A 26,285-nucleotide genomic window follows, 5' to 3' on the forward strand; every position below is an offset into this window, starting at 1 on the left:
GTTGCGGCTCACACGGAGGTTCGCCCTCCCGAGTTCATTATCCAATCTTTAGCTAAATCGCCCAGGAGCAAATCCGTGAAAATCTTCCAACGAGTTCTGATCGGCGTTGTTGCCGTTGTTGCGATCCTTGTCATCGTCATTGTCATGCAGCCTTCGGACTTCCGTGTCGCACGGTCGATCGACATCTCTGCTCCCGCTGAAAAGCTTTATCCGCTGGCTAATAGCCCGAAAGAATTTCAGCGTTGGAATCCGTTCGCCATGATTGACCCGAATTGTCAGGTCGAGTTCTCGGGGCCTGAAACGGGTGTCGGCGCTGCCTACTACTGGAATGGCAATGATGAGGTGGGCGAGGGTCGCATGACGATTAAGGAAGTTAAAGAGCCATCGCTGGTCAAGTATGACCTCGAATTCATTCGCCCGTTTGCTGGCAAGAGCATCACCGACTTCTCGTTTGAACCAGCTGGCGAGAAGACGAAAGTCTCGTGGGTCATGTCTGGTAAGAACGGCTTCATGGGGAAAGCGATCGGACTCATCATGGACTGCGATGCGATGGTCGGACCAGAATTTGAGAAGGGCCTGGTCAAGCTGAAGGAAATTGCAGAAACACCGGAGCCCGCTCCGACGGAAACTCCAACCGAAGTGACAAACAACTGATCATTACCTACTAACGACGTATTCCCTGTGTGCCACGGCTGTGTCAGCCGTGTGATCGGGCAGGGGACGTCCATTTGCACGGCTGACACAGCCGTGGCACACTGCACATTTCATTTAGGGAGTCGATATCATGCGAGTCATGGTCATGGTCAAAGCCACCAAGGGGTCCGAGGAAGGTCAAATGCCGACGACCGAGCTCCTGGAAGCGATGGGCAAATACAACGAAGAACTGGTCAACGCGGGCATCATGGAAGCGGGGGAAGGGCTCAAGCCGACGAAGGACGCTGTTCGTGTCCGCTTCTCTGGCAAGAACCGCACGGTGACTGATGGCCCGTTTGCAGAGACCAAAGAACTGGTCGCGGGTTATTGGATCTGGAATGTCAAATCGATGGACGAAGCGATTGAATGGGTCAAGAAATGTCCCAACCCGATGTACGAAGACAGCGACATCGACATCCGCCCCATCTATGGCGCAGAGGACTTCGGCCAGGAGTTCACGCCAGAACTGCGTGAGCAGGAAGAGCGAATGAAAGAAAAACTGGCGGGTAAGAAGTAGTTGAAAATCAGATCAAAGAAAAAACGCGACATGGTGGAATAGCTGTGTCGCGTTTTTTTTCTTTGTAGGGTCTGCTGTGCGGACCGTCAATTCGTGATGTCGTTAGATCAAACACGACGGCACAATCGGCATTGTGCGTCGTTTCACGGTCCGCACAGCGGACCCTACGGTCAACCTTTGACCAGTTTGGGCTGGAATGCTCCCTCGTTGACTGTCGGGCGTTCGGGGCGTCCTTTGAATTTGTATGTTAAAGCCATGTTGTCCAGGCCGAGCAGGTGCAGGATGCTGGCGTGGAGGTCGTGGACGTGCATGCGGTCTTCGATGGCGCGCAGGCCGAGTTCGTCTGTGGTCCCGATTGTCTGACCGCCTTTAACGCCGCCGCCGGCCATCCACATCGTGAAGCCGGTGGGGTTGTGGTCGCGTCCATCGCCTTGTTCGGACATCGGCGTGCGGCCAAACTCGCCGCCCCAGATGACGAGTGTCTCGTCGAGCAAGCCGCGTTGTTTGAGGTCTTTGAGCAGGCCTGCGATCGGCTTGTCAGTCGACTTGCACAAGCGCGAGTGGTTGGTTTCGATGTTGGCGTGAGCATCCCATTTCGAGCCTGCGCCACTGTAGAGCTGGACGAAGCGCACGCCGCTTTCCACCATGCGACGGGAAAGTAGGCACATGCGTCCGAAAGTTTCGGTTTCTTTGTCGTCCATGCCGTAGAGGGCTTTGGTGTCGTCGGTCTCTTTGCTGAGGTCGACGATCTCGGGAGCCTCGGCCTGCATGCGGAAGGCGAGTTCGTAACTGGCGATGCGGGCATCGAGTTCGGACTGCTCGGGGTGCTTGGAGGCGTAGTTTTCGTTGAGCGTGTGGAGCAGGTTCAGCTTGTTCATCTGCTGCATGTCGCTGATCCCTTCGGGGGTATTCAGATTCGGGATGGGCTGGTTGCCTTCCGATAATCGAATTCCCTGATAAACCGCTGGCATGAACCCTGCGCCCCAGTTCCGGGGGCCGTTCACGACCGAGGACTTATTGTCTTGCATCACGACAAACGAAGGGAGATTCTCGTTCTCAGATCCCAGGCCATAACTGACCCAGCTTCCCAAGGAAGGACGACCGCCAAGGATCGAGCAGGTATTCATCTGACAGACACCCGACGAGTGGTTGATCCCATCCGCCCAGCAGCTGCGAATGACGGCTAAGTCATCCGCACACTCGGCGATGTTTGGCAGCCAGTCAGAAACCCACAGGCCTGATTGACCATGTTGCTTCCAGGTTCGTTTCGATTCCAACAATGGAGAGCGAGACTCCCCCATCGCGGTGATGACTTCGCCGAAGCTCTCGGGCAGCTTCTGACCAGCCAGCTGATTGAGCAACGGCTTGGGATCGAAGGTATCGATGTGGCTGGGGCCACCTTCCATGAACAGGAAGATGACGGACTTGGCGGTCGGTTTATGGTGGGGCTGTGGCAGTCCCGATGGAGATGTCATGGCTGCGGAGAGCGATTTTGTCAGCATGCTTGAGAGCGCAACTGAGCCAAACCCGCAGCCGACCTTTTCGAGGAAGTCGCGACGATTGGTGACATATTCACGATGCATGGGAAGGAGTTCCTATTTCAGGACAGGTGGGACAGACATTCCTGTCTGTCCGAATTCATAGTGGTTTCAAAATGCACAGACAGGAATGTCTGTGCCACCTGTTGATTGGCAACTTTAATGAACGTAAAGGAATTCACTGGAGTTGAGCAGGACGTGACACAGGTCCGCGAGCGCGGTCTGCTTGGCGAGAACCGCGTCCTGATTGCTCATCTCGGCCGTGATATCCTGTCCGTAACGCGAGCTATCTTTGAGTAAGCCGGGCTCGGCTTCGAATCGCCAATGTCCGACGGTACTGGGTAGTTCGGTTTCCTGGGTGTAGAAAAGTTCTCCCATCGAGAGGGCTCGGTCGGAGAGGCGGACATCATCAATGAGTCCATCGAACTGATGAGCTGCCCCTTTGTTTGCCCGCCCGCCGACGACGAATGGCAGTGAATTTTCATAGCCACTGGCGATCTTGTGTTCCATGGTGACTGACTGCATCTGCTCATCGTCGTTGGAGATGTCTTTGAGTGAAAAGGTGACCGTGCCAGAAGCAGCAGTTGCCATCTTGACACTCACGGCGAGGTAGTACGGCTTGTTCAGATCGATGTGATGATCGGAGAAGATCACCTGCTCGACGAGGTTTCCGGCGTAGTCTTTGCCGACCATGATTAACACAATCGTCTGTGGCTTGCGACGAGAACCCTGGCCCGTGATGCCGACTGTCCAACCGGGGGACTTTGAATCGCTGTTCCAGCGTCCTGCGATCGTCCGCACATCGCCAGAGGGATAGACACTGCGAATCTGGAAGAAGGCTTCCAGCGTCATGTCTTTCGTATTCAAGCGTGGCGAGGGAACGACGGACAGCCGACCTTTATCGCCGGGCGTGATGACGATGGAGGTTCCATCGCGGTAAGGGAGCTTGCCGGTTTTAAGCCCGGTTGAGGTGGCCTGTTCGGTCTTCTCGCTGAGGACTTTTCGCTGCTGGGAGAGGAAGTCGAGTGCTGCTGTTCCTTCGACATTCGATGGTTCGCGTCCATAGACGACACGCCAGAGTTGACGAACGGTTTCAATGTCGTCCTTTTGATTTGTACTCTGCTGCTTCTTGAGTCGACTTGCCAGCTGACTGGAATACCGCAGCATCGACTGGCTGTTGATCAACAGCAGCGACTGAATCGGCGAGGTCGTGTTCAGACGCGAGGAATTGCTTGCAAAGAATAGAGGCAGGTCGAAGGCATCCAGAAGTTGATCCGGGGCATTGCGCATCATGCGGGTATAAATGGAACGACGAGGGCGATCGGGTTCGACTCCGGGACCGCCGTTTGTGGTTTCCAGTTCCCCGATGACTGCGAGGATGGCATCGCGAATCTGCTCAGCATCGAGTCGGCGGGTGTCGGCGCGCCAGTACCAGGTGTTGCGAGGATCGATGGTCTGGTATTCGTCCAGCTTCGGGTGTTCGGTCGATTGGCGATATGTTGAAGACAGAACAATCATGCGATGCAAAGGCTTCATCTTCCAGCCACCATCGATGAATTGCTGGGTCAGCCAGTCGAGGAGTTCGGGGTGAGACGGAGGGCCGCCAAGCATGCCGAGATCGCTGGCGTTCGGAGCCAACCCGCGTCCGAAGTGGTATTGCCAGATGCGGTTGACGATGACGCGGGTCGTCAGAGCATTGTCTGGGCTGGTGATCCATTTAGCGAGGACCGCACGACGGCCTGTCGTGGGATGATCTGCGCTGATCGCTGGGATCGCGACATCGCTGGGGTCAATCAATGAGGGGAAGCCAGGTTGAACTTCCAGCTTCTTTTTGGGGACGAGCGTTGTCGGTGCACCGCCATCCATGTCACAACAGACCTGGGCAACCGGCAGGTCGGCGGGTTTCTCTTTCTCAAACTCAGAAAGTTTCTTACGCAGCGAGAAGACCTTTTCTTTCTCTTCCCCCTTGAATGGCAGGCGGGTGAATTCGAATTCCACCTGACGCCAGACCAACGCGGTGATCTGTTTGTCGTAAGTCGTCTTCTCGGATTCCGGTTTACGGACGACCTTCTGGATGTATTCCGGGAAGATGCTGATGGCTTTGTTGATTGCGCGGTCTTTGAAGGGCTTTTCAATCGCGTCAAGTTCGTCACGAATCGCCTGGGTCTTTTCTTCCCACGACTTTAACGACTCTTTGTGAGCCGCTATCTCTGCTTTCGTCGCGACGACTTCCGCCGTGCGGATATCGATCGGAGCGAAGAAGGACCTCAGACGGTAATAGTCCTTCTGCAGGATCGGGTCAAACTTGTGATCGTGGCAGCGGGCGCACTGCATGCCCATGCCGAGGAAGACATCGCTGGTGGCATCGGTGATCTCGTTGAGCATGATGTCCCATTGCCCCTCTGCATCACGGCTGTTGTATTCGTAGATGCCGTGGGTCAGGAACCCCGTCGCGATCATGGCTTCGGGGGTATCGGGGAAGAGTTCGTCGCCGGCGAGTTGTTCCTGGACAAAGCGATCATACGGTTTGTCTTCATTCAGAGACTTGATGACATAATCACGGTATCGCCAGGCATTGGGGCGATAATGATCGATGCGGTAGCCATCGGAATCTGCATAGCGAACCAGATCCAGCCAGTGTCTGGCCCAGCGTTTGCCGTATTCGGGGCTATTCAGCAGTCGATCGACCACTTTCTCATAGGCATTGGCGGACTGATCGAAGACGAATGCATCGACCTCTTCCGGCGAGGGGGGCAGCCCAATCAGGTCGAAATAAACACGACGAATGAGGGCAGGGCGTTCTGCATCGGGAGCCGGGGTGAGGCCGTTTGGTGTCATGGAGGCAAGGACAAACTGGTCAATCGGATTGCGACCCCAGTTACTGCCGGCGGTTGGGGGAGGCTCGACTGACTTCAACGGCTGAATCGCCCACCACTTTTTATCTTCGTCCGAGAACTCACCGGGCTTGCGTGACTGCATCTTCGAGGCATCTGCTCCCGGCCAGGGTGCGCCCATCTTCACCCAGGTTTCGAGAATCTGAATCTGCTCATCACTGAGCTTCTTCGAGGGAGGCATCTCGTACGATTCGTAGCGGACGGCTTGGATCAGAAGGCTCTCATCGACGTTGCCCACCGTGACCGCGCCGCCAGATTCTCCGCCATTCATGACGTGAGCCAGCGAGTCGAGGCGCAGTCCCCCTTTGGAGGCTTCCTCGCCGTGGCATTTCCAGCAGTGTTCGGCCAGGAGCGGGCGGACCTTCATTTCAAAGAACTTGGCTTCGTCGGGAGTCGGCTCTGATGCCTGACTGAACGTCGACATGCTGACAAGCAGGCAGCATAAAGCGATGCGTACCATGGTCATGTTCGGACTCCTTTCGTGGCGCAGCGGGACGAAAGGAAAATCGCAGAATCATTAGCGATGGAAATAGAAACTGGCGAGATCGTCCAGAATGCCGTGTCGATACTCATCATTGATGGTGAACCAATTCGTCAGTGTTGATGGATTGATGTTTTCAATCGTACAAGACTACGGATAGTTCATCGACCATTTTTCAATTCCTGGGACCGAATCGTCCAAAAACGGGCAAACAGACGGTCTTCGCGACGCAGGATCTCAGAGTGTACTGTGTCGAGTTGCCCTACTTCCCCTTTTTGATCCCGTACTTCTTCATCTTATTATAAAGCGTCACTCGGCTGATCCCGAGCTGACGGGCGGCATGGGTGCGGCTCTGGTTGTTCTTTGAAAGGGCCTGTTGGATGATCTCCTGCTCGGTCAGGGCGATCTGCATTCCCAGTCTCGGCGAGAGGGCCTGGCTTCGCGTCAGGCGACCCGAGTTGAGATTCACACCCGCATCATTGGCAGGACCTGCTTGTCCCAGGACGATGTGCTGAGGCAGATGCTTCGGCGTCAGTTCACCATCGCGACAGTAAATCACCGATCGCTGAATGACGTTCTCGAGTTCCCGGACGTTGCCAGGCCAAGGGTAGTTGAGTAACGCTTCGTAGAAGCTCTCATCAACCCGTTGAATCTGGATCTTGTGCTTGTCACTTAACTGGCGCAGGAATTTGTCTGCCAGAGGAATGATGTCCGGCTGTCGTTTCCGGAGCGGCAGGACCTCGAATTTCAGCATGTTCAAGCGATAGTAAAGGTCGGGACGAAACCGTCCTTCTTCAACCAGCGGCTCAAGTTCCAGGTTGGAGGCGACGACGAGTCTGGCCTGAGAGCGCATCGTGTGATTGGACCCGACTGGCTCGAAATCCCCGGTCTCGATCACCCGGAGCAGTTTGACTTGTTGTTCGAGTTCGAGGACGTCAATTTCATCGAGCAGAATCGAACCCTGACCGGCAGCCAGGAACTTGCCGTCTTTATCTGCATGTGCTGAGGTGAACGCCCCTTTGACGTGGCCGAACATTTCGCTTTCAATCAATTCCGATGGCAGGGCGCCGCAGGCGACGGGCAAGAATGGATGATTGCGTCGTGGCGAGATCTCGTGAATCAGGCGGGAAAGGAACGTTTTCCCAGAGCCCGTTTCCCCGATCAGAAGAATGGTGACGTCGTGAGACGCTGCAATTTCCAGTTCGGAGAGCATCTGACGCATGCGAGGCGTATTGGTTTCAAAGCGACGCGTCATTCCTTCCAGGACAGAAAGTTCTGCGCTCTCTCGGAGCGGGGAATGCTCGAATGTGCGAGGTGTCGTCGACGTCTTGGGAGGAGCAGCGACTGAAGACCCGGTTGCCGTGTGGAGAAAGGTCAACAGACGGTCCCAATCGACCGGTTCTTTGAATCGGTCCAGCGCATGGCAGGCAATACGACGCTCGATCGTTTCAGGACAGGGCTCGGCCGTCAGGATCGCGAGTTGGCAACTCGGTAGCCCGGCGAGGATCGATTCGATGATCCGGTCTTCCAAGTGACCGCCACGGGAAGGGACTCGAAAGTCGAGAATCAATGCCTGTGGCTGATCCTTGAGAACGTAGGAGACAACCAGTTCAGGCTTATCATACCGAACGACCTGCATCGCCCCATCGAAAGCCGCGGTGAGTCGATTCGCCGTCTCGAGTTCGCGGGTCAGAATTCCGATTTTCGGTTCAGTCATGGAAAGCCTTTCACGATTGCTGCCAGTTGCGATGGGCCCGCGACGGCAGAATCGTCGTCCAACGAAATTTGTTTCAGGTCTTTGTGCCATGCTTGCAGCTTTGGGCAAGCATGCTCGTGTGAAGTTCGTTGAGTATCGAAGTCCTTCTCATGACTGGCATGCTCACCCAAAGCTGTGAGCATGGCACTCTTTCTAAACTCAACAACGCCAAGACTTGAATACAAACGGGATGCCAAAAAGTCTGAACAGTCGCCTGAGACCAGTAAGTTGCCTGTTTTCCCGAGCAAAATTATTGATGTGCGAATTTCTCAACCTCAGACGACGTTGCAGAAAAACAACAGACGTGGTCTTCGGGGAACATCTTTTCTCACCGTCTGACCCTTTTGATCAGATCAATGCAAGTTGTTAAGATGGTTTGGTCAAGGACAAACACAACACGATGAGGAGGCGACACTATGGCCAAGTTTGCGGTCATCCTGCCGGCTGCAGGGAAGAGCGAACGCTTCAAGACACAACAGCAGAAGAAAAAGCCATTCATCGAATTGAAGGGGCGCCCGGTCTGGGTCCGCACCGCCGAGCAGTTCTGCAATCGCGCTGATGTGATTCAGACAATTATTGCGGTCAGCCCGGAAGACATGGAGTTCTTCAAGGAGAAGTTCCGTCCGAATCTGGCGTTCATGAATGTCGATATCGTCGAAGGGGGCGCGTCCCGGGCGGATTCGGTCTTCAATGCCCTCAAGGCGGTGCGCGATGATGCGGAATATGTAGCCGTTCACGATGCCGCTCGGCCGCTGATTGTTGGGGCTTGGATCGATAAAGTCTTTTCGGAAGCGGTCGGCCATGGAGCAGCTATCCTGGGGACTCCGATCACCAGCACCGTCAAGCTGGCTCGAGCGAATTCCAAGGCGGCTGCGGTCATCGATAAGACGATCCCGCGCGAGTCGTTGTGGCAGGCCCAGACGCCGCAGGTCTTTCGCAAAGACCTGCTGATGAAAGCCTATGCCATGCGTGGCAGCCTCGAACCGACCGATGAAGCCCAACTCGCCGAGAACGCGGGGATTCCGGTCTCGATCGTCGAGGGGTCACCTCTCAACCTGAAGATCACCACATTCGACGACTTCAAAATGGCGGAAGCTCTCCTCGCGATCCTCCCCGCCGAGAAGAAACTCAACGCCTTGCATCCCTTCGCGGATGAGGATCCGAAGATGTGGCGATAATTTTCTCGACTTTATACCCTTCACGTCGGGGTTGTCTCATCCTCGACGGCGTAGCCGCAAGAATCACGATCAGCTGCACGCTGGACGTCCAATCCCGTGTTTCTCCCGTGCCTAAGCGGCACGCCCCGGTTGGGACAACTCGGTCTACCCAAACGTAAAACACATCCGGCAAAAGCATTCCCTTCAAAGGACTCCCCGATGACACCCGTCGCGTTCGTCTGTCCAAAATGCCACGCCAAGTACAAAGCCAAGCAAACCCCTGCTGCGGATCTCAAGCTGACCTGCCAGAAGTGTCAGACGGTTTTCCGTCCTGCGGAGAACCTCGTCCAAACGACGGCTCCGGTCGAAGCTGCTGCTGCTGCTGCTGCTGCGCCGCAACCGCCCGTCAAAGTGACTCCGCCACAATCTGCTGCTCCTGCACCCGAGTTCAAGATTGAGATGCCACCTGCTGTCTCTCCTTCAAAAGAGACGCCGCATTTTCCTGACCTCGATTTCACCTCACCTTCGAAAGTCGTTCCGCCGCCGGAGGTCCCGTTCGTCATTCAGGATGATTCGATCACTTCGAACGTTCTCGACAAGGTCACCAAAGGGCGATCCTCTGCCAAATCGACCTCGACGACAATCAAGAACACCCAGAAATCGAAAGCGACTTCTGGCATTAACCTCATCATGGGGGGGATCGCGGTCGTGGTCTTATTGGGCGGGTTGATCACGTTCTTCTCTCAAGAGTCTGCCCCTCCGATTGATATTCCGGGAGAGATGCAGAAGAACGTCGCCGCCTCTGCGTCTCCTGCAGCAACGGCGCTCGCGGATCGACAGCCAGACGAGAAGCCACGCACGCCGATTAACCTGTTTGCTGTTCCCGCCGGGATGCGGCTGTTTGCTCACCTGAATGTCAAGCAACTGCTGAGATCGGAGTCAAACGACGCCTCCGTGCAAGCCGTCAAATTCATTCTGACGTCGCCATTCGGCAAGTCTTTGGAAGAAGCCATCCACCGGCCGCTTGAGCAAGTCGATTCACTTCTCGTGGGTGTCCTGCTGGGGCCGGTCGGTTCCAAACCGGATTTCGCTTACCGCGTGACACTGGCAGAAGGTGCCAACGCCCTCGAACCTGTCGGTGAGCTGAAAGCAACACCATCGACGACGGGTGAGCGAGGTCTTTACCTTCTCAATGGGAATGCGATTCTCATCCGCGATGCCAAAAGTTACAGCATCGCTCCCGAGCGCTACGGTGCCGAGATGGTCAGTTTCCAAACCGAACCGGCTTTCACGGATTCCAACCTGGAAACCATTCTGAAGATGACAGACGCCTCGAAGGCGATCACCTTCTGTGGCAAGTTCGAAGATCTTCTGACACATGCCAAACAGCTCGTGGGAGCATCGCGTGCTCAGGTGCTCGAATGGCTGGGACGCACTGCAGAGAAGAGCGCAGACCTGTTTCTTGTCGAAGCCGACATGCAGGAACTCTTCGAGGTCAATGCACAACTGATTCCCCACCCCAACACGAACGCGATGAATATCCAGAGGCAGTTTCAACAGCAGTTCAAAGCCGCTCCCTCGAAACTGGTCGACTACTTGAAGCAACGGTCTGCCATGACTCTAGGCGAGCAGAAACTGGCGGGACGTTTCCCCGCGATGATCCAGGCGACGGTCATGTCAACCGAGATCGACGTCAAGAAAAACGTTGCAACCATCGAGACGAAGCTCCCCGCGAAAGCCTGGCCGAACCTGTTGCTGGCTGGCTATAGCTGCTGGGAAAGTGATGCGATGATTTACCGTCCCGATCAGATGCAGGTGGCTGGCAGTACGACAGCAACCACACAAAAGGTTGAGAAAACCTGGCAGCAGCGACTCGTCACCGAGATCGAAATCGACTTCAAACGCAGTCCGCTCCAGGATGCCGTCAGTTACATCGCTGATGAGACCAAGCTGACGATCGATATCGACGGCGATGCCTTAAAGCTTTCGGGTTATACCAAGAACATGCCACAGAACTTTACGCTGGGCAAGGTTCCCGCGATTAAAGGGCTGCAAAGCATCTTCGCACAATATGACGCGATGTGCATGATCCAGGGCGAGGCTGCCAATCAGCTGATCATTACGACCAAACCCGTCGCGACCAGTGCGGGCAAAACGCCCCTCAATCTTGAGGAACTCGCGAAGACACCGCCGGCTCCTTGAGAGGAATCAGCCAGACGATCGATGTGAGTCGTCCGATCCAGGAGATCGCCATCAGGAGATGAAACGGCCCCAGATCCCAGCCAAACAGGTTCGTAACTGACTGTGCGCGGAGAAGCTGTTCCAGCCAGAGACCGCCGAGGATTCCGCTCACACCAGCGAGAAAGCCGCCAGCGTTGTAGAAGACTGCGACTCCCGTCTGACGGTCATCGGGCAGAAGACGTAAGAGAATTGTTTTGTACGCCAGATTCACACCAACGAACCCGCCCCACAACGAGAAGACCACGATCAGCCACTGCCACCCTTGTGAGGAGGCCGCCATATAACACGGCAGGCTGAACGACACCAGGATCAGTGAAGTGATCAGCACCGGCTTGGCCTGTCGTGAATCCAACTGTCGACCAAGAACGCATCCCCCCGCGAATTGCAGCACGTACAGCCAAGAGAGGAGCAGGTTATAGGTCAGCAGCGAGATCCCTAGAACCTTCGTGTTGTATTGGAAGAAAACCGACTGCGTCAGACCCTGGAAGAATGCCAGATGAAGATTGCAAAGTAACAGCGGCCATGTCGAAGCGACGCTCGTCTTCAGGCGACGCCAAAGGGGCTGCAAGACAGGGGCATTCTTCCCTTGGTAAAGAGCATCCCGGTAACCCAGAAGCGGAATCAAAGACAGGACCGTCAAGCCGATTCCCAGCGAGAAGACGATCGCGTATCCCGTCAGGTTCCTGGTGGTACCGCCATGGAATAACTGCGTGATCCAGCCTGCCAGCGCGAGGAAAACGACTTTCGTTGCCAGCGCCGCCAGTTCCTGGGCCGCGAAGAATCTCCCATAGCGATCCCGCGGCGAAAGATCCGCCAGCCAGGAGAGGAGGGCAGTAAACGAAATAGCCTGTAGCATTGATGAAATGCCGTAGGCACCCATCACGGCCCACAACTGCCAAGGGCTTTTTGCGTCGCCGAAATAGGCCATCGCCGGCAGGGCGAGCAATAACACGCGCGAAAAGATCAGCGAAGCCAGCCAGCTGTTTCGTCGTGATCCCAGTATCGACGACCAGCGTGACGTCGAAAGGGATACCAGCCCGACGAGTTCCGGACAGGCGAGAATCAGCGTCACCTGAAACGGGCTCGCCCCCAGATCTTTGAAAAAATAGGAAATCGCCCCGCCAGCCATCAGGCTGTAGCCGGCAGTCCAAAGCAATTGATTAGCCACAACTGCCCATGTCAAACGATTCCATTTAACATGTTTGCGGCCGTCGTCACGTGAATCCCTAACCGTCATGACCGTCATGGCCTTCCTGTCTGGTACGATTCATGTGACAGACACATTTTCTGTGCAGGGTGTGCGTTATCGGGCACCCATGTGAGGATGCTGCAACGATTCTCCGATAACGACTGCAGAAGAGGGAAGATTCCTCACGCTTGTCAAACAGGGGTGGGGATCAATGTCCGTCATCAGGTTCGTGATCAAAAGCATTGTAACGTCGCTGAACGCGATTTTCGCCTTGATCAAGGTCTGATGGCCGCGAAGAATGATAGGGAGCTGACAGTCAACCTGTTCCAGTTATGCCGATTTCGCCAAATCGGCCGATAAATCTGGTCCGGTTGTGCGAAGCGACCCATCTGCATTGCCAAACACCTCTTCCTTCGTGACGGAATCAAATTGCAACGGCGTCACTGTGAGTTAAGATAGGTGATCTGCCAAAACTTGTAATTTTCCGACATTTCTCATTCCTATCAGAAATGACGGATTCCTCATCTCGATAGACGTTTGAAGCCTTTAACGGCCCGATCACCTCAGGAGTTGTCCCCGATGGCGACGAAGTACATCACGCTGGAAGAAGCCGCTGCCCGTTTGAAACTCGGCGTTGATCAGCTTAAAAAGCTCCGCGCCGACGGCGAAATCCGCGGGTTTGCTGATCGCGGGACATGGAAATTCCGTGATACCGACATTGATGAGTATGCCCGCAAGGTTCAAGGCGACTCGGATCCTGACTTCCCCGCGATGTCGGATGATGATTTCTTCAACACGGTCTCTGGCGATATGGGCTCTGACAGTGATGTCCGCCTGGTCTCAGATTCTGGCCCGACGTCATATAAGATCACCGACGAAGACTCCGACAGTGACGTCCAACTGGTCGACAGCAGCATGGACCTGAAGAATGCCAGCAAGCCACCCGTTGAAAGCGACGACAAGCTGAAGGTCAATGACTCAGGTGCCGCCTGGGCGAAAGTCAGTGACAGCGATGTCCGTATCATTCAAAGTGGCAAATCGAGCGGCAAGAACGAGATCTCGCCAGACAGCGATATTCAGCTCGCGGAATCAAGCCCCGCCTGGAAGGTCATGGATCCTTCTGCGACCAAGCGTCCAGGCACCAGCGATATTACGCTGAAAAACGACCCAGAAGCAGACAGCGACGTAAAGCTCGTCCAGGGAAGTGCAATCTCCAAGCTCAACGATTCCGACAGCGACGTTCGCATTATCGGCGATTCTTCCAAACTGCGTAAATCGGGCGCCAAAGCCGACAGCGATATCAAACTCGCCAGCGACCTGAGCAGCAGTGACAGCGATGTGAAGCTTCACCCCTCTCAATCATCGCCAGCCAAGAAGGCGCCACAGAATATTGATCTCGATGATGACAGCGGACTGACCATCGAACTCGATGAGAACTCGGCTCTCATCAATCAGAAGAGCAGCTTCGGCAAACCGGATGCGAATGAATCCGGGATCTCGCTGGCAGGCGATTCAGGGATTTCTCTGGAACTGGCCGCTGACTCGGGCATCTCATTGATGGACGAAGACAGCAACTACAATCAGATTGCCTCCGACAGCGGGATCTCTCTGGAACCTGTCGATGAATCGGGCTTCACGCTGCCACCTCTGTCTGACGATGACATCGGCGGCACAATCCCGATGCTGAACCTGAAAGGCGATGGGCGCGACTCGTCTGACAAGACAATCGAACTCAGCAATGATGATGACGATGTCTTCAATCTCGCTTCCGACGAAGACCACGACACCACGAACGTCATCATGTTTGACGACGATGACGCAACGACGACGAAAAAGGGTGGACAGTTCAAAGGCGACAGCGCTCTCTACACCGACGAACTCTCGGAAGATGGTGAAGAATCAGTCTTCGACCTCAGCTCTGTCGATGATGACATGGGCGAAGAGTTCGACGCTGACGATCTGGAACTCTCCGATGACATGATCGGCGAAGAAGAAGAGCTCGACGTCTTCGAAGCAGACGAAGGGGACTTCGAAGACGGCTTCGAAAGTGGCGAAAGCCAGCCAAGTATCGGCACCGGTGGTCGGCAAGTCGCTTATGTGGCAGCCGATGCCCCTTGGGGTGCAGGCACGATCAGCCTGCTGGCAGTCTCGTCAATCATGATGCTGTTCTGCACGTTGCTGATGTTTGACGTCGTCCGCTCCATGTGGTCACTCGAATCACCGATGCCAACGACCAACATGCTCCTCGAACTGATGTCGAGCATGGGCCTGTAAACGACTGGTGACAAACAAAAAGCGGCACCGACTCTTGAAGTTGGTGCCGCTTTTCTTATGCGCAAAGTCTTCGCCGTAGGGTCCGCTGTGCGGACCATTCTTCATCTGCAGTTGACACCGAAACAATGCCTGCGGGCCGAGCGAGATTTGACTTTGAACGATGTTTGACGGTCCGCACAGCGGACCCTACGGAGACGTCAATCAATCTTCGTGCGACCTTTGCTCAGGTTGTACAACCACCAGATAAACAGCAGGATCAGCGAGCCAATAATCGCAGCGACAATTTCTTCTAACGATACTTTGATCTCGCCAAGACCGAAATTGATCCCGAACAGCTTAAAGATCAATCCGCCCAGCAGTGCACCCGCTAAGCCGATTCCCAGATTCGTCAGCTTGCCGAATCCGACCTTACTGAATGTGACCAGCATCCCTACCAGCGAACCGGCAAGTGCTCCCACAATAAGCCACACAATGATTTGATAAATAGTAGGCATGGTGTCCGTCAATGTCGTAAGGAAGACTGATCGTTTCGTCCATCTATCATACCAATTCGCTCGAACCTTCGTCTCCTTAACCGGGGCGAACTTTTTTGAGTACTGAATAACTCAAGGGAGCGGCGTGTGGCGGACGGTGTTAGCCCTGTACGATATGAATCGTAATTTAAGCCAGCGCGGACAAAAAAGTCGTGCCATGCTCACAGCTTTGGGTGAGCATGCGGCTTCGTTTGACACTGGAGCGTTCAGAACATGCTTGCCCAAAGCTGCAAGCATGGCACGTTGGGAAGAAGACGCGATGAATTAAGTGGTGACTGGTATTGGACGCTTATCTCGCGATCGCACGGCTGGCACAGCCGTGGCACACGGGGATTGGGAGGGACGATTATGGGAACATGCCTTGCTGGTCGGCGTCAGGATTTTGCAGACGCACGAGGAGCCAGGTCTCGTAGCGATTCGGGCCGTAGTGGACGAGGACCGGAGTCTGTTCCTGGGTCAGGTTATACAGTCCCGTCTCGATGACAGTCTCGGACTCACCGAGTCGAAATGCGACTCGTTGGGTGTCCTTGTCAACCTGGCCGAGGACACTCTGAGCTTCATCGGTGTCGTAGTTGTACAACGTCCCGCTAACCACGCCGGATTTATTGACAGCCAGCTGTATGACACGAGAAGGGTTCATGTCTTTCTCGCCGGACGACACCGCGAACGTGCCTAACGGCATCCATTCCGAGGCCGCTGCTTCTGCTTCGGAAGTGGGAGGAGCGACAGTCGCTAACTGGGCGGCGCTGGCGGCGAAATCGGTCGTGGACGCAACGGGCTGGCCAGACATGTAGACCGTGTTGCCTTGATAGTAAATGTTTCCGCCTTGGCCGTAGTCGTAGTAAATCGGCTGCGTGTAGGCTGCTCCGGTGTTCGACCAGTAAAACCAGTTGTTCAATGTGCCCCAGGCAGGAACTGTCCACCAGTAACTGAAGGGACGACGCGAGAAGTTGTTGTAGTAATGCCACCCGCCATACGAGTGATAATGGTTGTTCCACCAGTTGTTGTCATAGAAATGGTGGTGATCATGATAGTGATCCCAGTTGTGGTGAACGTTGTTGGCCCAGTTGTTCCAGCGATCGTTATTCGGACGATCCCAGCGTCCGGGACGGTAATTGTTGTTGATGATCGTCTGCCAGTTGTTGTGGATATTGATGTTGGTGCTGTTATCAATATTGGCCCAGCCCGGACGTGTGTGAATCTTGTCGTTCCACGAACCACCGGGACGTCGATCAGGATCCCAGGGGCGATTACCGGGTCGATCATTCCCGCCATAGCCAGGTCGATTGTTGTCACCGGGTCTGTTATCTCCCGGCCATGGACGAGTGTTGCCGGGAAATCCCGGGCGATCGCCGTCTCCGGGACGTCCGTTATTTCCTGGTCGTCCATTGCCCGATCCTGGCCGATCACTATCTCCCGGACGGTTTCCGTTACCCGGACGTCCATTTCCTGATCCCGGTCGATCGTTGTCCCCCGGACGCCCGCCGCCTGGACGGTCTCCATTACCTGGTCGGTCGCCTGGGCGAAAACCGGGTGGCAGTTTATTTCCTGGATTGGCGGGAAGTGTCGTCGGCCGATCGGGGGCGGGTTTCAACACAGGAAAGTCAATGGATGGTCGAGTCCCCGGGCGCGTTGTAGGGCGGTCCATGCCGAGAAAATCACCGGTCGAGGGACGAGTCGTTGGACGATTATTGCCGCCGAAGCCTGGTCGAACGTTGACCCCCGGATTGTTACTACCAGGGCGAGTCGGTCGGTTGAGATCACCGATTTCGGGGCGGTTTCCTGGTTTCGTATTGCCACCCAGATCAGGGCGATTGCCGCTGGGCATGTTGGGGCGAGTCATGCCGCCGAGGCTGGGACGCGAATTGCCTCCGCCTGCACCCATGTCTGGCTTTTTCGTCGGGAACTTTGAGGAACCCGAATGACCACCGAGATTAGGAATGCCAGAGTTCGGACGCCCGCCTGCATTCCCACCGCCAATCGGAGGGCGAGAGTGATTCGGAGAGGACGGTCTGCTGATATTCGGGCTTGGCTTGGAAATGTTCGGACGTGAGGCATTGCCTCCTGGACGCGAACCTCCACCCCCACCCCCACCGCCGCCGATATTCGGTAAGCCTGCATTTCCACGCGACGGGCCTCCGCCGCTGTTCGGGCGGCTGGCTCCTTTACCGCCGTCCTTTTGGCCGAACACAGGTGCAGGAGCAGTTATCACGAGCAACATCGCAGCGTATGTCAGCAGTGTCTTCATTCGGATCATGGTCAACCTCAGCAATCTGGAAATCAGCAACTGGACACGTCCGAATGACGACTACTTTTCTGTTGCTTCTGCTGACTCGATGGGCTGGCGAGTCAGAGTAATCGGGTCTGCTTGAGGCAACGGCTGTCCATTGACGCTTTGTCCGATCAGCGACAGGGTGATCTGATCGGCGGTCAAGCGTGTCATGATATAGGTGCCAGACGCTGCTCCCCCATCGGCTAAAGTCGTGGTGGTCTTGATCATCCATTCTTCGCCCGTCTTTGCCCAGAAGGCTTCTCCGAAGGCTCCGTCCGAGCTGAATGTCCACGATCGAATCTGCGAGGCCCTCGGATCCCAGCCGATGATCTGTGTCCCCTGAACGATTGGCTCGTCTTGATCCTGAGAGGTCAGAGCAAACGAGCGAATCAAAAACGTCTTCGTAGGCGAATAACGGTAGGTCGTTGTCAGACGGGAGGCTTCCAGTTGTCGACCTGCGGTCTGTTCGGAGTCCAGATCAGCGGCCCATTCACCCAGAAGCCAATCAAGCTGCGACAATGCTTCAGAAGCTGTCGGTGGACCAGCCGGGGCCACTTCTTCCACTGACGCGATCACCCATTTGCCTTCGTCTTTGACGAAGATCGCGGTCATCGTGTTGTAGGTCGGATCCTGATCCGGAACGAACATGGTGATCGTTCCTTCTGCCGTCACGATATCCTCTTTCAGTCGCGTGACCGAGGTGACATCGAGTCGCAGACGAATGCCTGGCATCGTCTCAAACGTCTTTTTGAAGTTCGCAGACAGTTCCTCACGTCCCGTAAACTTCACGCCGGCGATGCGGTCGTTGTAGGTCGCGACCTTCAGCCACATCGGCCCGATCTTTTTGACATCTTTGGCATTGAAGGCTGTTTCATACTCGGCGAGCATTTTCTTGATCTCGCCCTCCCAGTCAGCGGGGGCCGCTTCTTGGAAAGCATGCGAGCGTGAGACCAGGCTCATCAGCATCAGGGCAACCACGACCGGGACAGCAACAAGAATCCGTGCAGATGCAAACATGGACGACCTTTCCGAGTCGAGGACGCGCCAGGATGTGTGGGATCAGACAGGAGATCGAACGCCTAGAACTCGACGCCGTACTTATTGGTCAACGTGCGACGAAGCTTCGCGACGTCAGCGTCGATCTGGTTCCAGGAATCATACATCTTTTGATAGGCTGGTGCCTTCTCTTCAGAATTAATGGCCGACCGTTCGCTCACGTTCAGGTCGTCCCAATTATTCAGATAAGCGCTTGACTGAGTACGTCGGACTCCGGCATTGATTCCACCGGTTCGCTTGGCGAGTGCAATGTCTCGGAAGGTATTGGCGACGGACTGTCCAAAATCAAGAAGTTGGCTATCGACGTTCAAGATCGGCAGCTTGTCGATCTTCTTGGCATAACGTTCGTACCACAGCATGTAATTGTGAGTATCGACGTCCTTCTCTTTTCGCAGATCATCCATCAGGCCTGTGAGGGCATCGAAGTAGGCTTTCGAGGTCTTCAGCTGAATTTCAGCCGTCGAGACTTTCGCAGGAGCCGGCTGCGGCTTGTCGGTTGGCAGGTCGGACTGGGTGTAAGTGTCATCGTACTGAGTACTCGGGATTTCCATCAGACTCATAATGCGACGGAAATTGTCGGTCGATAGTTTGCCGGTGGCAACGATTGATGTGCCATTTGTACGGAAAGCCCATTGATCCAGATCCGAGATTCCTGCACCGTAACGATCCAGGCTGGTCATGACGAGTTCCTTCTCAAACGGAGCAAGGATCGACGGATTACCTTCAAAATCGACGGTCAGCTCGCCAGTGATCTCTTTGTTGACGGAAAGCTTCAGCGTCATTCCCTGAATACCCAGCATCAAGTCCTGCCATTTTTCGGTCTTGCCACTATTTTCCTTGAGCATCGGCATCTTGCTTAGAATCGCTTTCAGGCGATGCGGCTGGGGAATGTCTTTCAGATCGAGGGCGATGACGATCTGTTGAGACTCTGTCACGCGGTCGGCGGCTTTTTTCAGATATCCGGAAAGATTGCTGCCTGTTTGAGACTTCGTCCAGTCCAGCCACTTGGCAGCCAGTTGACGGTCAGCAGGATACAAGACACCCAGCGTCTTCATATCGACGGAGACGAAATAGGCATTGCCAGGAGACCAGACCATCTGGCTGGATCCAATCCAATCGATATAGCCTTGTTCTGCTTCAGCAATTTTCGTCAGAGGAATCGTGGACGATGATGAGATCAATGCCAGATCCCAGACAGCTGCCAGATGCTGAGAGGTCTCCAGGCGAGATGCGATGATGATTTCCTGAGCTGCAGATGGAATCGCGATTTCCTGCTTCGGGCTGTCCAGGACGCTGTATTTGGTCCAGCCGTTCTGGATCGCCAGTGGTGTCTTTTTCAATGCTTCTGCGTCAATAATGACCAGAGCATTCGCATCAGGAGGAACCAGCTTGAGAAGGGGAGATTCTGCCTTCGTCACTGAGACTGGCAGGAAATTCAGCGCCAACAACAGCAGGGCAAACCGGGACCGCAGCATGAGACATCCAGTCAAATAAGGTGTCGATCGATAACGAGGGTCTCTCCAACGTACCTATCACCTGTTCATTCACCAAGCCAGTAATTTGAAATTCCCAATAAGTTTTCTCTCATTTCATGAAAAAAGCCCGCCGTCCAGATCAATGGACGACGGGCTTTTCAGTGATCGAAAATCCACAGCTTACTTGAAGTTGTAGACCGAGTTGGATGGATCGAAGTCGGCTGCAACCATTGGAGCTTCAAAGGTCGGGTTGATGTAACTGTAGCTTTCGAGCAGCGTCTGTTTGTCGAGTTCGGCAGCGGTCAGATCGGAATCACTGCTGCTGCCCCAACCGAAGTTGCGAACGGTGACAGGCAGGTAGGTCTCGCGATCAATGTAAACCATTGACTTGCGGTAATCCTTCGATACTTCGGGGGTCGTGTATTCCGTGACGAACAGAATGCACTTGCGACCGTATTCCACCTGATTGTCGAGACAGTAGCAACTCGAGCCGAGGCTCTTTTCTGCTTCCTTCTTGCGGTAATCGAGGACTTGCAGAACCAGGTTCTTCAAACCGACTTCCATGATGGGGTGACGAGACTCGCGCATCGCGAGCATCCCTTCTGGATCGAGCTTCAAAGTGCCAGTGATGCGTCCCTGGACACCTTCCAGGTGGACAAGCATCTTGTTTTCGTTTTGACCATCGACATAGAGAACTTCGCGTCCTTCCATGCACTTGGTCCATTGCATGTAGACGCTGAACGGCTCTTGTTTGACTTTGATCTGGATTTCCTGCATGTCGGTCAGGGACCCCGAAATGCACTCCTGTTTCATGAAGACAGCGCGGTACTCGCTGGCTTTATCTAGCTTGGCGAGTCCCATTTCGAGCAGTTGAATCTGCAGCAGATTGGCCATCTGGCTGTTGAGGGCAGTTCCCTGGCTGCCACCATTTTCATGGCTGACACCACTCGCGGCGAATGACTGAGTGCTCACCATCGGTGACATGCTCATGGACATCGCAGCCTGATCGCGACAGACAGAGATGGGACGAGATTCAAAGTTGGCCATCAGCATTGTGGAAGCTGAGAGAGCAACTCCGCCGACCCAGGCGTGTACAGGAAGTTTTGTAAATTGAATGCGCGGAATGGATAGCTTTCGGATCGCTCTGAACATCGTGTGTCTGATTCCCGAGAGGCCACGCGACGTGTGACGGCGCGCAACGGGTTGTGGGGTCAGGCGTCCAAGCCTTTGAGAAGTGCAGGGGACCCCGGTGTGAATCATTCCGCAATCCGAGAGGGCCATTGAATTATGTCGGACATTGACGTTCATAAACCGCACTCAATACAGGACATGCGAAACAACCATTACGACTGCTCGCGGACGCTGTACTCCTCAAAGTTTGACCAGTTTGTACATTTTGGCTTCAGAGGGATGACTTCATTAGCAAGCCCCGTTCCAGTTCTCACCTTGACGGGCGAACAAGTCTTGTCATAGAAACGGGCCTCGAAAGGATAAGTCCCTTGAAGCTCATACAGTTACGTCGGCGGATCGAGTATCTGATTTTCCGGGCATTTGCCTGTTTGATCGGTGTCATGAATGTTCGTCAAACTACATGGGTCGCTGATCGACTGGCGGACGTCTTTGTCGGTGTTCTGCCGCGAAAGATGTCTCGTTATGCAGTCGCCGAGGCGAATCTCAAGCATGCCTTTGGGCAGGATTTGCCTGAATATGAAGTCCAAAAGCTGATTCACGGCATGTGGAGTCACCTGTTTCGGATGGTCGCAGAACTTGTGCAATCACCTCGTTACATGCACCTGGAAAACTGTCGCGAATCGATCGTCTTCCGTGATCGTGAGCAGATTCTGCGAGCATTGGGCACGGGACGCCCCATCATTTTTCTGAGCGGACACTTCGGGAACTGGGAAGTTTCCACGACGACATTCGGGATGTTCGGAGTCCCGATGGGGGTCATTGCACGGGCGCTGGATAACCCCTACCTGCATGAGTGGTTCAAAGATTACCGCGAAGCCACCGGGCATCAAATGATCCTGAAAAAAGGGGGCTTTGACGATCTGCTCGATGTGATTTCACGCAAAGGCTGTGTCGGGCTTCTGGCTGATCAGGATGCCGGTCAACGCGGTTTGTTTGTCGATTTCTTTGGTCAACCTGCCTCGACCTTCAAATCCATTGCCTTGCTCGCGAAAGAATACGACGCCATGATCTGCGTCGGGTATGCCCGTCGATTGGAGGACAACTTCGTCGATGGTCGCTGGAGTCACTATGAAGTCGGCGTGAATGACGTCATCGATCCACGCGAGTACAACAGCATGAATGAAATCCGTGAGATGACGCAGCGTTACACCCTCTCTCTGGAGAACGCCATCCGACTTGCGCCGGAACAATACTTCTGGGTTCATCGACGCTGGAAATCACAGCCCAAGGCAAAGAAGCAGACGCAAGCCGAAACGACTCCACTAGCGAATGCGGCGTGAGGTCAGGGCATGCTGATTAAATTCTTGTTCGTAGCAGCTGGCGGCGGTCTTGGAGCCTGTCTGCGATATCTTCTGGCTGTGCTCGCCACCCAGGTTCTGCATGTCTCAGTGATGTATGCGACATTGGCCGCCAATTTCATGGGATGCTTTCTGATAGGTCTGCTGTGGGGGCTTGGCTCGACGCGGTGGCAACTCAGCGAGCACACGATGCTTCTGCTTGCGACAGGTTTCCTGGGCGGATTGACGACGTTCTCCACATTCCAACTGGAGCTTTTTAACGCCTATCTCCAACGTCAGTACGTGACCCTCTTCGCCTATTTTTCCGCCAGTATTGTCTGCGGCTTTCTGGCGATCTGCCTCGGCTCGGAAGTCGCGAAGAGGATAGCGCCCCCAGCGACAAACCATTTCGACCAGAGTGGGAACTCATCGGCTGATGATGAGGCTTTTGACTGAGCGCAAAGAGTGACTCAGGCAAACGTATTTGAGTTCACAATCCGTCACGGGCACCCATGGCTTGGGGCCTATGCTGATCGTTGATCGATCACCGCTTACAAATCAGTTGCGAACGATTAGCATTTCTTTCGACTCGCAACAGTGATTACTCTTGAGAGAACTGATAGCACGCTTATCTTCCCTAAGATATGATGTACCATTATGTTGAGTATGTCAGCTGTCAGGCGGACAAATGAGACACTGAAAAATTTATCTTTCTTGTAAATAACGCATCATTTTGTGTTGATGCAACAAAAGCTTTGATTTACAGTCTACAAATGTTGACTTTTCAATTGTTGTTGATCTGTCCTAAGGGCCAATCAGGAAGCGAGTCACGACATGTCATCAGTCTCAGCGTCACCGCTTCAGATTCCAACATCGGCAGCTGTCACAGCGACTTCCGAAGCGCGTCCAAAGGTTCTCCTGATGGTGGAGACCTCACTGGAATTTGGCCGTGCGGTTTTGCGGGGGATCAACAAGTATCTGGTCACTCATCGACAATGGTCGGTCTCATTTGAGCCTGGTGACCTGATCAAGACGATTCCCGACTGGCTTGATCGCTGGAACGGAAACGGAGCAATTATCCGTGCGACCAGCCAGGACTTTGTAGACCTTTTGCGGTCCAAGAATATCCCATTTGTGAATCTGGGGGACTTCGTCAACTACGACGAATCGACTCGGATCTGGTCCGATCAGTATGCCATCGGGGAAATGGCTGCGACCCACCTGATGGAACGTGGTTATCGTAATTATGCCTGCTGCAGTTTTACAGGGCATCTGTGGGCACGACAGCGGACCCAGCGTTTCGCAGAATACGTCACCAGCCGCGGCAGCCAGTGTGTCAGTTTTGAGTCGCAGTGGGGAACCTCGCGGGATCACTCGTGGGAACTTCAGCAGACACAGATCGTCAACTGGCTCATGCGTCTTCCTAAACCAGTGGGCATTTTCTGCTGCAATGACATTCGCGGGCTTCACGTCATTGATGCCTGTCAGCGAGCCAAGATCTCCGTGCCGGACGAAGTCGCGGTCATTGGAGTCGATAACGATACGCTGGTCTGCGATTTCTGCGATCCACCTCTGTCGAGCGTCATTCTCAATGCAGAGCAAATTGGATTCGATGCCGCGATGCAGCTCGAACACATGATGAGCGGTCAACAGTCCCAGCAACAGGAACTGTTGATCAAACCCCTGGGCGTCGCGACGCGTCAATCGACCGATACGCTGGCGATCGAAGATCCCCTTGTTGCGGCATCTCTCAAGATGATTCGCGAGCAGTCCTGCAACGGGTTGACCGTCGAGCAGGTGATGGAAGTTGTCCCGATCTCGCGCAGCGTGATGGAGAAGAAATTCCGACGTTACCTCGGGCGTTCTCCGCAGCAGGAGATCCGCCACGTTCAGATCAAGCGGATCAAAGAGCTGTTACGAGAAACCGACCTGACGCTTCAGGAAATCGCCGAGAAAACCGGATTTCAGCATCCCGAGTACCTGAGTGTGGTCTTCAAACGCGAAACCGATGAAACTCCCGGTGCGTACCGCAAACGCGTGACGGTATCGTAATTGACTGTATCATAACATCGCCCAGCCGTGATATGATACAGCGGCCCATGAGACATCGCAGAAACCCGGTGGCGAAGGAATCGATTCACCGATTTCTCGCTCTGGTCTGGTTTTTGCGACGTTGCTGGAAGTGGAATGTTCCTCTCAGGCTCCTCAACAAGAAGGCCGTTTTATGAAGTCGCTCATCACCGCTGGTTTGCTCTCGACGTTGCTCGTTTCCTCCGCGTTTGCACAAGCCGATGCAGATGGCAAAGGTAAGAAGAAGGATGTCAACAACAAGAATCGCTCGAAGATGAACAAGGTCGAACTCTTCAAAGACGCGGATGCTGACAGCAATGGCAGCCTGAGTCTGGAAGAGTTCACAGCCAAGATCATGGGCGCCAAACAGGCTGAAAAGAGCTTCAAAAAGTTCGATGAAAACCAGGACTCGTTGCTGAGTCAGGGCGAATTTGACAAGTCGATCGAGGAAGTCTACTGGTTCAAAGTTACCCGCAAGACCGGCCAAGAGTGGCTGGCTGCTCTGGATGAAAACAAGAATGGCGAACTGAGCTTCGAAGAGTACAAGTCTCTACAAGGCGGTAAGCCAGGCGAAGCGACCTTCGGACGCGTTGACAAAGATGGCAACGGCAGTCTCTCAGAAGACGAGCTTAACAAGCACATTCAAAACGTCGCCAAACCAAAGAAGGCTGATGGCGAGAAGAAGAACAAAGACAAGGAAGCTGACCTGAAATAACAGGCGGATGAGACTGAATATGAATTCAAAACTGGCGGGTCGAGACCGCCAGTTTTCGTTTCGTCTTGCTTGGCAGAGTCCCGTCGATCCGCCATAATTGCCCTGTCTGATTTCCCACACAACAGTAAGGACCGACCATGCAAGGCAAACAGCGAGTCATCGACGCACTCAACGCTGGACTCACCATCGAACTGACCGCGATCAACCAGTACTTCATTCAGGCCAAGATGTGTAAAAACTGGGGCCTGAACAAGCTGGCCGCCAAGCATTACGAAGAATCAATCGGCGAGATGAAGCACGCTGAAAAGCTGATCGACCGCATCCTGTTTCTGGAAGGTGTTCCAGAAATCGCCCGTTATGACGTCATCCACGTCGGCGATCACGTCAAGCAACAATTCGAGTACGATCTGGCTCTCGAGACCAGAGGCGTCAATACCTACAACGACGCCGCCAAGATCTGCTTCGAGGAAAACGATGGCGGCAGCCGGGATCTGATTGAATCGATCCTCGTTGAGTCAGAAGATCACGTTGACTGGCTGGAATCTCAACTGGATCTGATCAAGATGACCGGCATCGAGAACTACCTGGCGACCCAAATCGGCGAGCACGCCGGTGGCCACGGTCACTGATCATCGTCTGGTTTTCCAGACGATCTCGATTTTGAAGTTAATAAAAAAACGCGGTGATGGGTTTGAACCCTGTCACCGCGTTTTTCGTTTGTCTGTTAACAAATGCCTCAGCCGCCGGCTGGAACTGCGGACGAGTTTGCCCGTTGTGCAGCGAGGTGTCTGACGTATTCCGCGATCCGTCCTCGGCAGGACATACAACCCGTTCCTGCACCACAGGAGGATCGTATCTGTTGTTGATCCTCGATACCGAGGTCTTCGACAAGATAGCGCACGTCAGACGCCTGGACGTTCAGGCAACGGCAGAGGACATGATCAGGAGGGTGCATA

General features: G+C 54.4%; 20 protein-coding genes. 10 read left to right on the plus strand and 10 right to left on the minus strand.

What is annotated here, in order from left to right; all coding sequences use genetic code 11:
* The first annotated feature begins 75 nt into the window (after positions 1 to 75).
* Complete coding sequence (locus tag SH248x_RS06410) at positions 76 to 654, plus strand: SRPBCC family protein (protein ID WP_459557687.1); 579 nt, start codon at positions 76 to 78, stop codon at positions 652 to 654.
* 130 nt (positions 655 to 784) lie between these two features.
* The gene (locus SH248x_RS06415) at positions 785 to 1,210 is read left to right on the plus strand and encodes a YciI family protein (RefSeq protein WP_459557688.1); all 426 of its coding nucleotides are present in this window, start codon (positions 785 to 787) and stop codon (positions 1,208 to 1,210) included.
* A 170-nt stretch (positions 1,211 to 1,380) separates the two neighbouring features.
* On the opposite strand, the gene SH248x_RS06420 is transcribed toward SH248x_RS06415, so the two are convergent.
* The 3 genes from SH248x_RS06420 to SH248x_RS06430 all read right to left on the minus strand — a co-directional run bounded on the left by SH248x_RS06420 (position 1,381) and on the right by SH248x_RS06430 (position 7,840).
* Positions 1,381 to 2,793: a DUF1501 domain-containing protein gene (locus tag SH248x_RS06420; protein ID WP_459557689.1), complete on the minus strand. Its 1,413-nt coding sequence runs from the start codon at positions 2,791 to 2,793 to the stop codon at positions 1,381 to 1,383.
* Positions 2,794 to 2,907: 114 nt separating this feature from the next.
* Entirely contained in the window at positions 2,908 to 6,108 is a 3,201-nt protein-coding gene (locus tag SH248x_RS06425) for a DUF1549 domain-containing protein (RefSeq protein WP_459557690.1), read from the minus strand.
* Between the two features lie 277 nt (positions 6,109 to 6,385).
* Positions 6,386 to 7,840 (minus strand): sigma-54 interaction domain-containing protein, encoded by a 1,455-nt coding sequence (locus SH248x_RS06430; RefSeq protein ID WP_459557691.1) that lies wholly within the window; start codon positions 7,838 to 7,840, stop codon positions 6,386 to 6,388.
* Positions 7,841 to 8,295: 455 nt separating this feature from the next.
* Here SH248x_RS06430 and ispD point away from each other — a divergent pair, with 455 nt between their 5' ends.
* Both ispD and SH248x_RS06440 read left to right on the plus strand, forming a co-directional pair.
* Positions 8,296 to 9,057, plus strand: a complete 762-nt coding sequence (ispD, locus tag SH248x_RS06435; RefSeq protein WP_459557692.1) for an IspD/TarI family cytidylyltransferase — start codon at positions 8,296 to 8,298, stop codon at positions 9,055 to 9,057.
* A 198-nt stretch (positions 9,058 to 9,255) separates the two neighbouring features.
* The gene (locus SH248x_RS06440) at positions 9,256 to 11,238 is read left to right on the plus strand and encodes a zinc ribbon domain-containing protein (RefSeq protein WP_459557693.1); all 1,983 of its coding nucleotides are present in this window, start codon (positions 9,256 to 9,258) and stop codon (positions 11,236 to 11,238) included.
* On the opposite strand, the gene SH248x_RS06445 is transcribed toward SH248x_RS06440, so the two are convergent.
* Positions 11,198 to 12,445: an MFS transporter gene (locus tag SH248x_RS06445; RefSeq protein ID WP_459557694.1), complete on the minus strand. Its 1,248-nt coding sequence runs from the start codon at positions 12,443 to 12,445 to the stop codon at positions 11,198 to 11,200. The genes SH248x_RS06440 and SH248x_RS06445 overlap by 41 nt on opposite strands.
* A gap of 600 nt (positions 12,446 to 13,045) precedes the next feature.
* Between SH248x_RS06445 and SH248x_RS06450 the strand changes: the two genes are divergently transcribed.
* Positions 13,046 to 14,740: a helix-turn-helix domain-containing protein gene (locus SH248x_RS06450; RefSeq protein WP_459557695.1), complete on the plus strand. Its 1,695-nt coding sequence runs from the start codon at positions 13,046 to 13,048 to the stop codon at positions 14,738 to 14,740.
* Positions 14,741 to 14,937: 197 nt separating this feature from the next.
* Here SH248x_RS06450 and SH248x_RS06455 read toward each other — a convergent pair whose 3' ends face one another.
* From SH248x_RS06455 to SH248x_RS06475, 5 genes are all read right to left on the minus strand, one after another.
* A complete protein-coding gene (locus SH248x_RS06455) occupies positions 14,938 to 15,234 on the minus strand; it encodes a GlsB/YeaQ/YmgE family stress response membrane protein (protein ID WP_459557696.1) in 297 nt (98 codons plus the stop codon).
* A 385-nt stretch (positions 15,235 to 15,619) separates the two neighbouring features.
* Positions 15,620 to 17,530, minus strand: coding sequence for a chromosomal replication initiator protein DnaA (locus SH248x_RS06460; RefSeq protein ID WP_459557697.1), 1,911 nt, complete (start codon positions 17,528 to 17,530; stop codon positions 15,620 to 15,622).
* 51 nt (positions 17,531 to 17,581) lie between these two features.
* Positions 17,582 to 18,562, minus strand: a complete 981-nt coding sequence (locus SH248x_RS06465; RefSeq protein ID WP_459557698.1) for a YybH family protein — start codon at positions 18,560 to 18,562, stop codon at positions 17,582 to 17,584.
* 62 nt (positions 18,563 to 18,624) lie between these two features.
* A complete protein-coding gene (locus tag SH248x_RS06470) occupies positions 18,625 to 20,076 on the minus strand; it encodes a hypothetical protein (protein WP_459557699.1) in 1,452 nt (483 codons plus the stop codon).
* A 180-nt stretch (positions 20,077 to 20,256) separates the two neighbouring features.
* Positions 20,257 to 21,228: a DUF1571 domain-containing protein gene (locus SH248x_RS06475; RefSeq protein WP_459557700.1), complete on the minus strand. Its 972-nt coding sequence runs from the start codon at positions 21,226 to 21,228 to the stop codon at positions 20,257 to 20,259.
* Positions 21,229 to 21,575: 347 nt separating this feature from the next.
* Here SH248x_RS06475 and SH248x_RS06480 point away from each other — a divergent pair, with 347 nt between their 5' ends.
* The 5 genes from SH248x_RS06480 (at position 21,576) to bfr (ending at position 25,958) form a co-directional block, all read left to right on the plus strand.
* Positions 21,576 to 22,547: a lysophospholipid acyltransferase family protein gene (locus SH248x_RS06480; RefSeq protein ID WP_459557701.1), complete on the plus strand. Its 972-nt coding sequence runs from the start codon at positions 21,576 to 21,578 to the stop codon at positions 22,545 to 22,547.
* Between the two features lie 9 nt (positions 22,548 to 22,556).
* Entirely contained in the window at positions 22,557 to 23,000 is a 444-nt protein-coding gene (locus tag SH248x_RS06485) for a fluoride efflux transporter FluC (RefSeq protein ID WP_459557702.1), read from the plus strand.
* A 378-nt stretch (positions 23,001 to 23,378) separates the two neighbouring features.
* The gene (locus SH248x_RS06490) at positions 23,379 to 24,596 is read left to right on the plus strand and encodes a XylR family transcriptional regulator (RefSeq protein ID WP_459557703.1); all 1,218 of its coding nucleotides are present in this window, start codon (positions 23,379 to 23,381) and stop codon (positions 24,594 to 24,596) included.
* Between the two features lie 172 nt (positions 24,597 to 24,768).
* Positions 24,769 to 25,329, plus strand: coding sequence for an EF-hand domain-containing protein (locus tag SH248x_RS06495; RefSeq protein WP_459557704.1), 561 nt, complete (start codon positions 24,769 to 24,771; stop codon positions 25,327 to 25,329).
* Between the two features lie 137 nt (positions 25,330 to 25,466).
* Positions 25,467 to 25,958: a bacterioferritin gene (gene bfr / locus SH248x_RS06500; protein ID WP_459557705.1), complete on the plus strand. Its 492-nt coding sequence runs from the start codon at positions 25,467 to 25,469 to the stop codon at positions 25,956 to 25,958.
* 107 nt (positions 25,959 to 26,065) lie between these two features.
* On the opposite strand, the gene SH248x_RS06505 is transcribed toward bfr, so the two are convergent.
* Positions 26,066 to 26,284: a bacterioferritin-associated ferredoxin gene (locus SH248x_RS06505; protein ID WP_459557706.1), complete on the minus strand. Its 219-nt coding sequence runs from the start codon at positions 26,282 to 26,284 to the stop codon at positions 26,066 to 26,068.
* Between the last annotated feature and the right edge of the window lies 1 nt (position 26,285).

Origin of the sequence: Lacunimicrobium album (assembly GCF_052161635.1) — a bacterium.
Lineage (GTDB): Bacteria > Planctomycetota > Planctomycetia > Planctomycetales > Planctomycetaceae > SXPC01.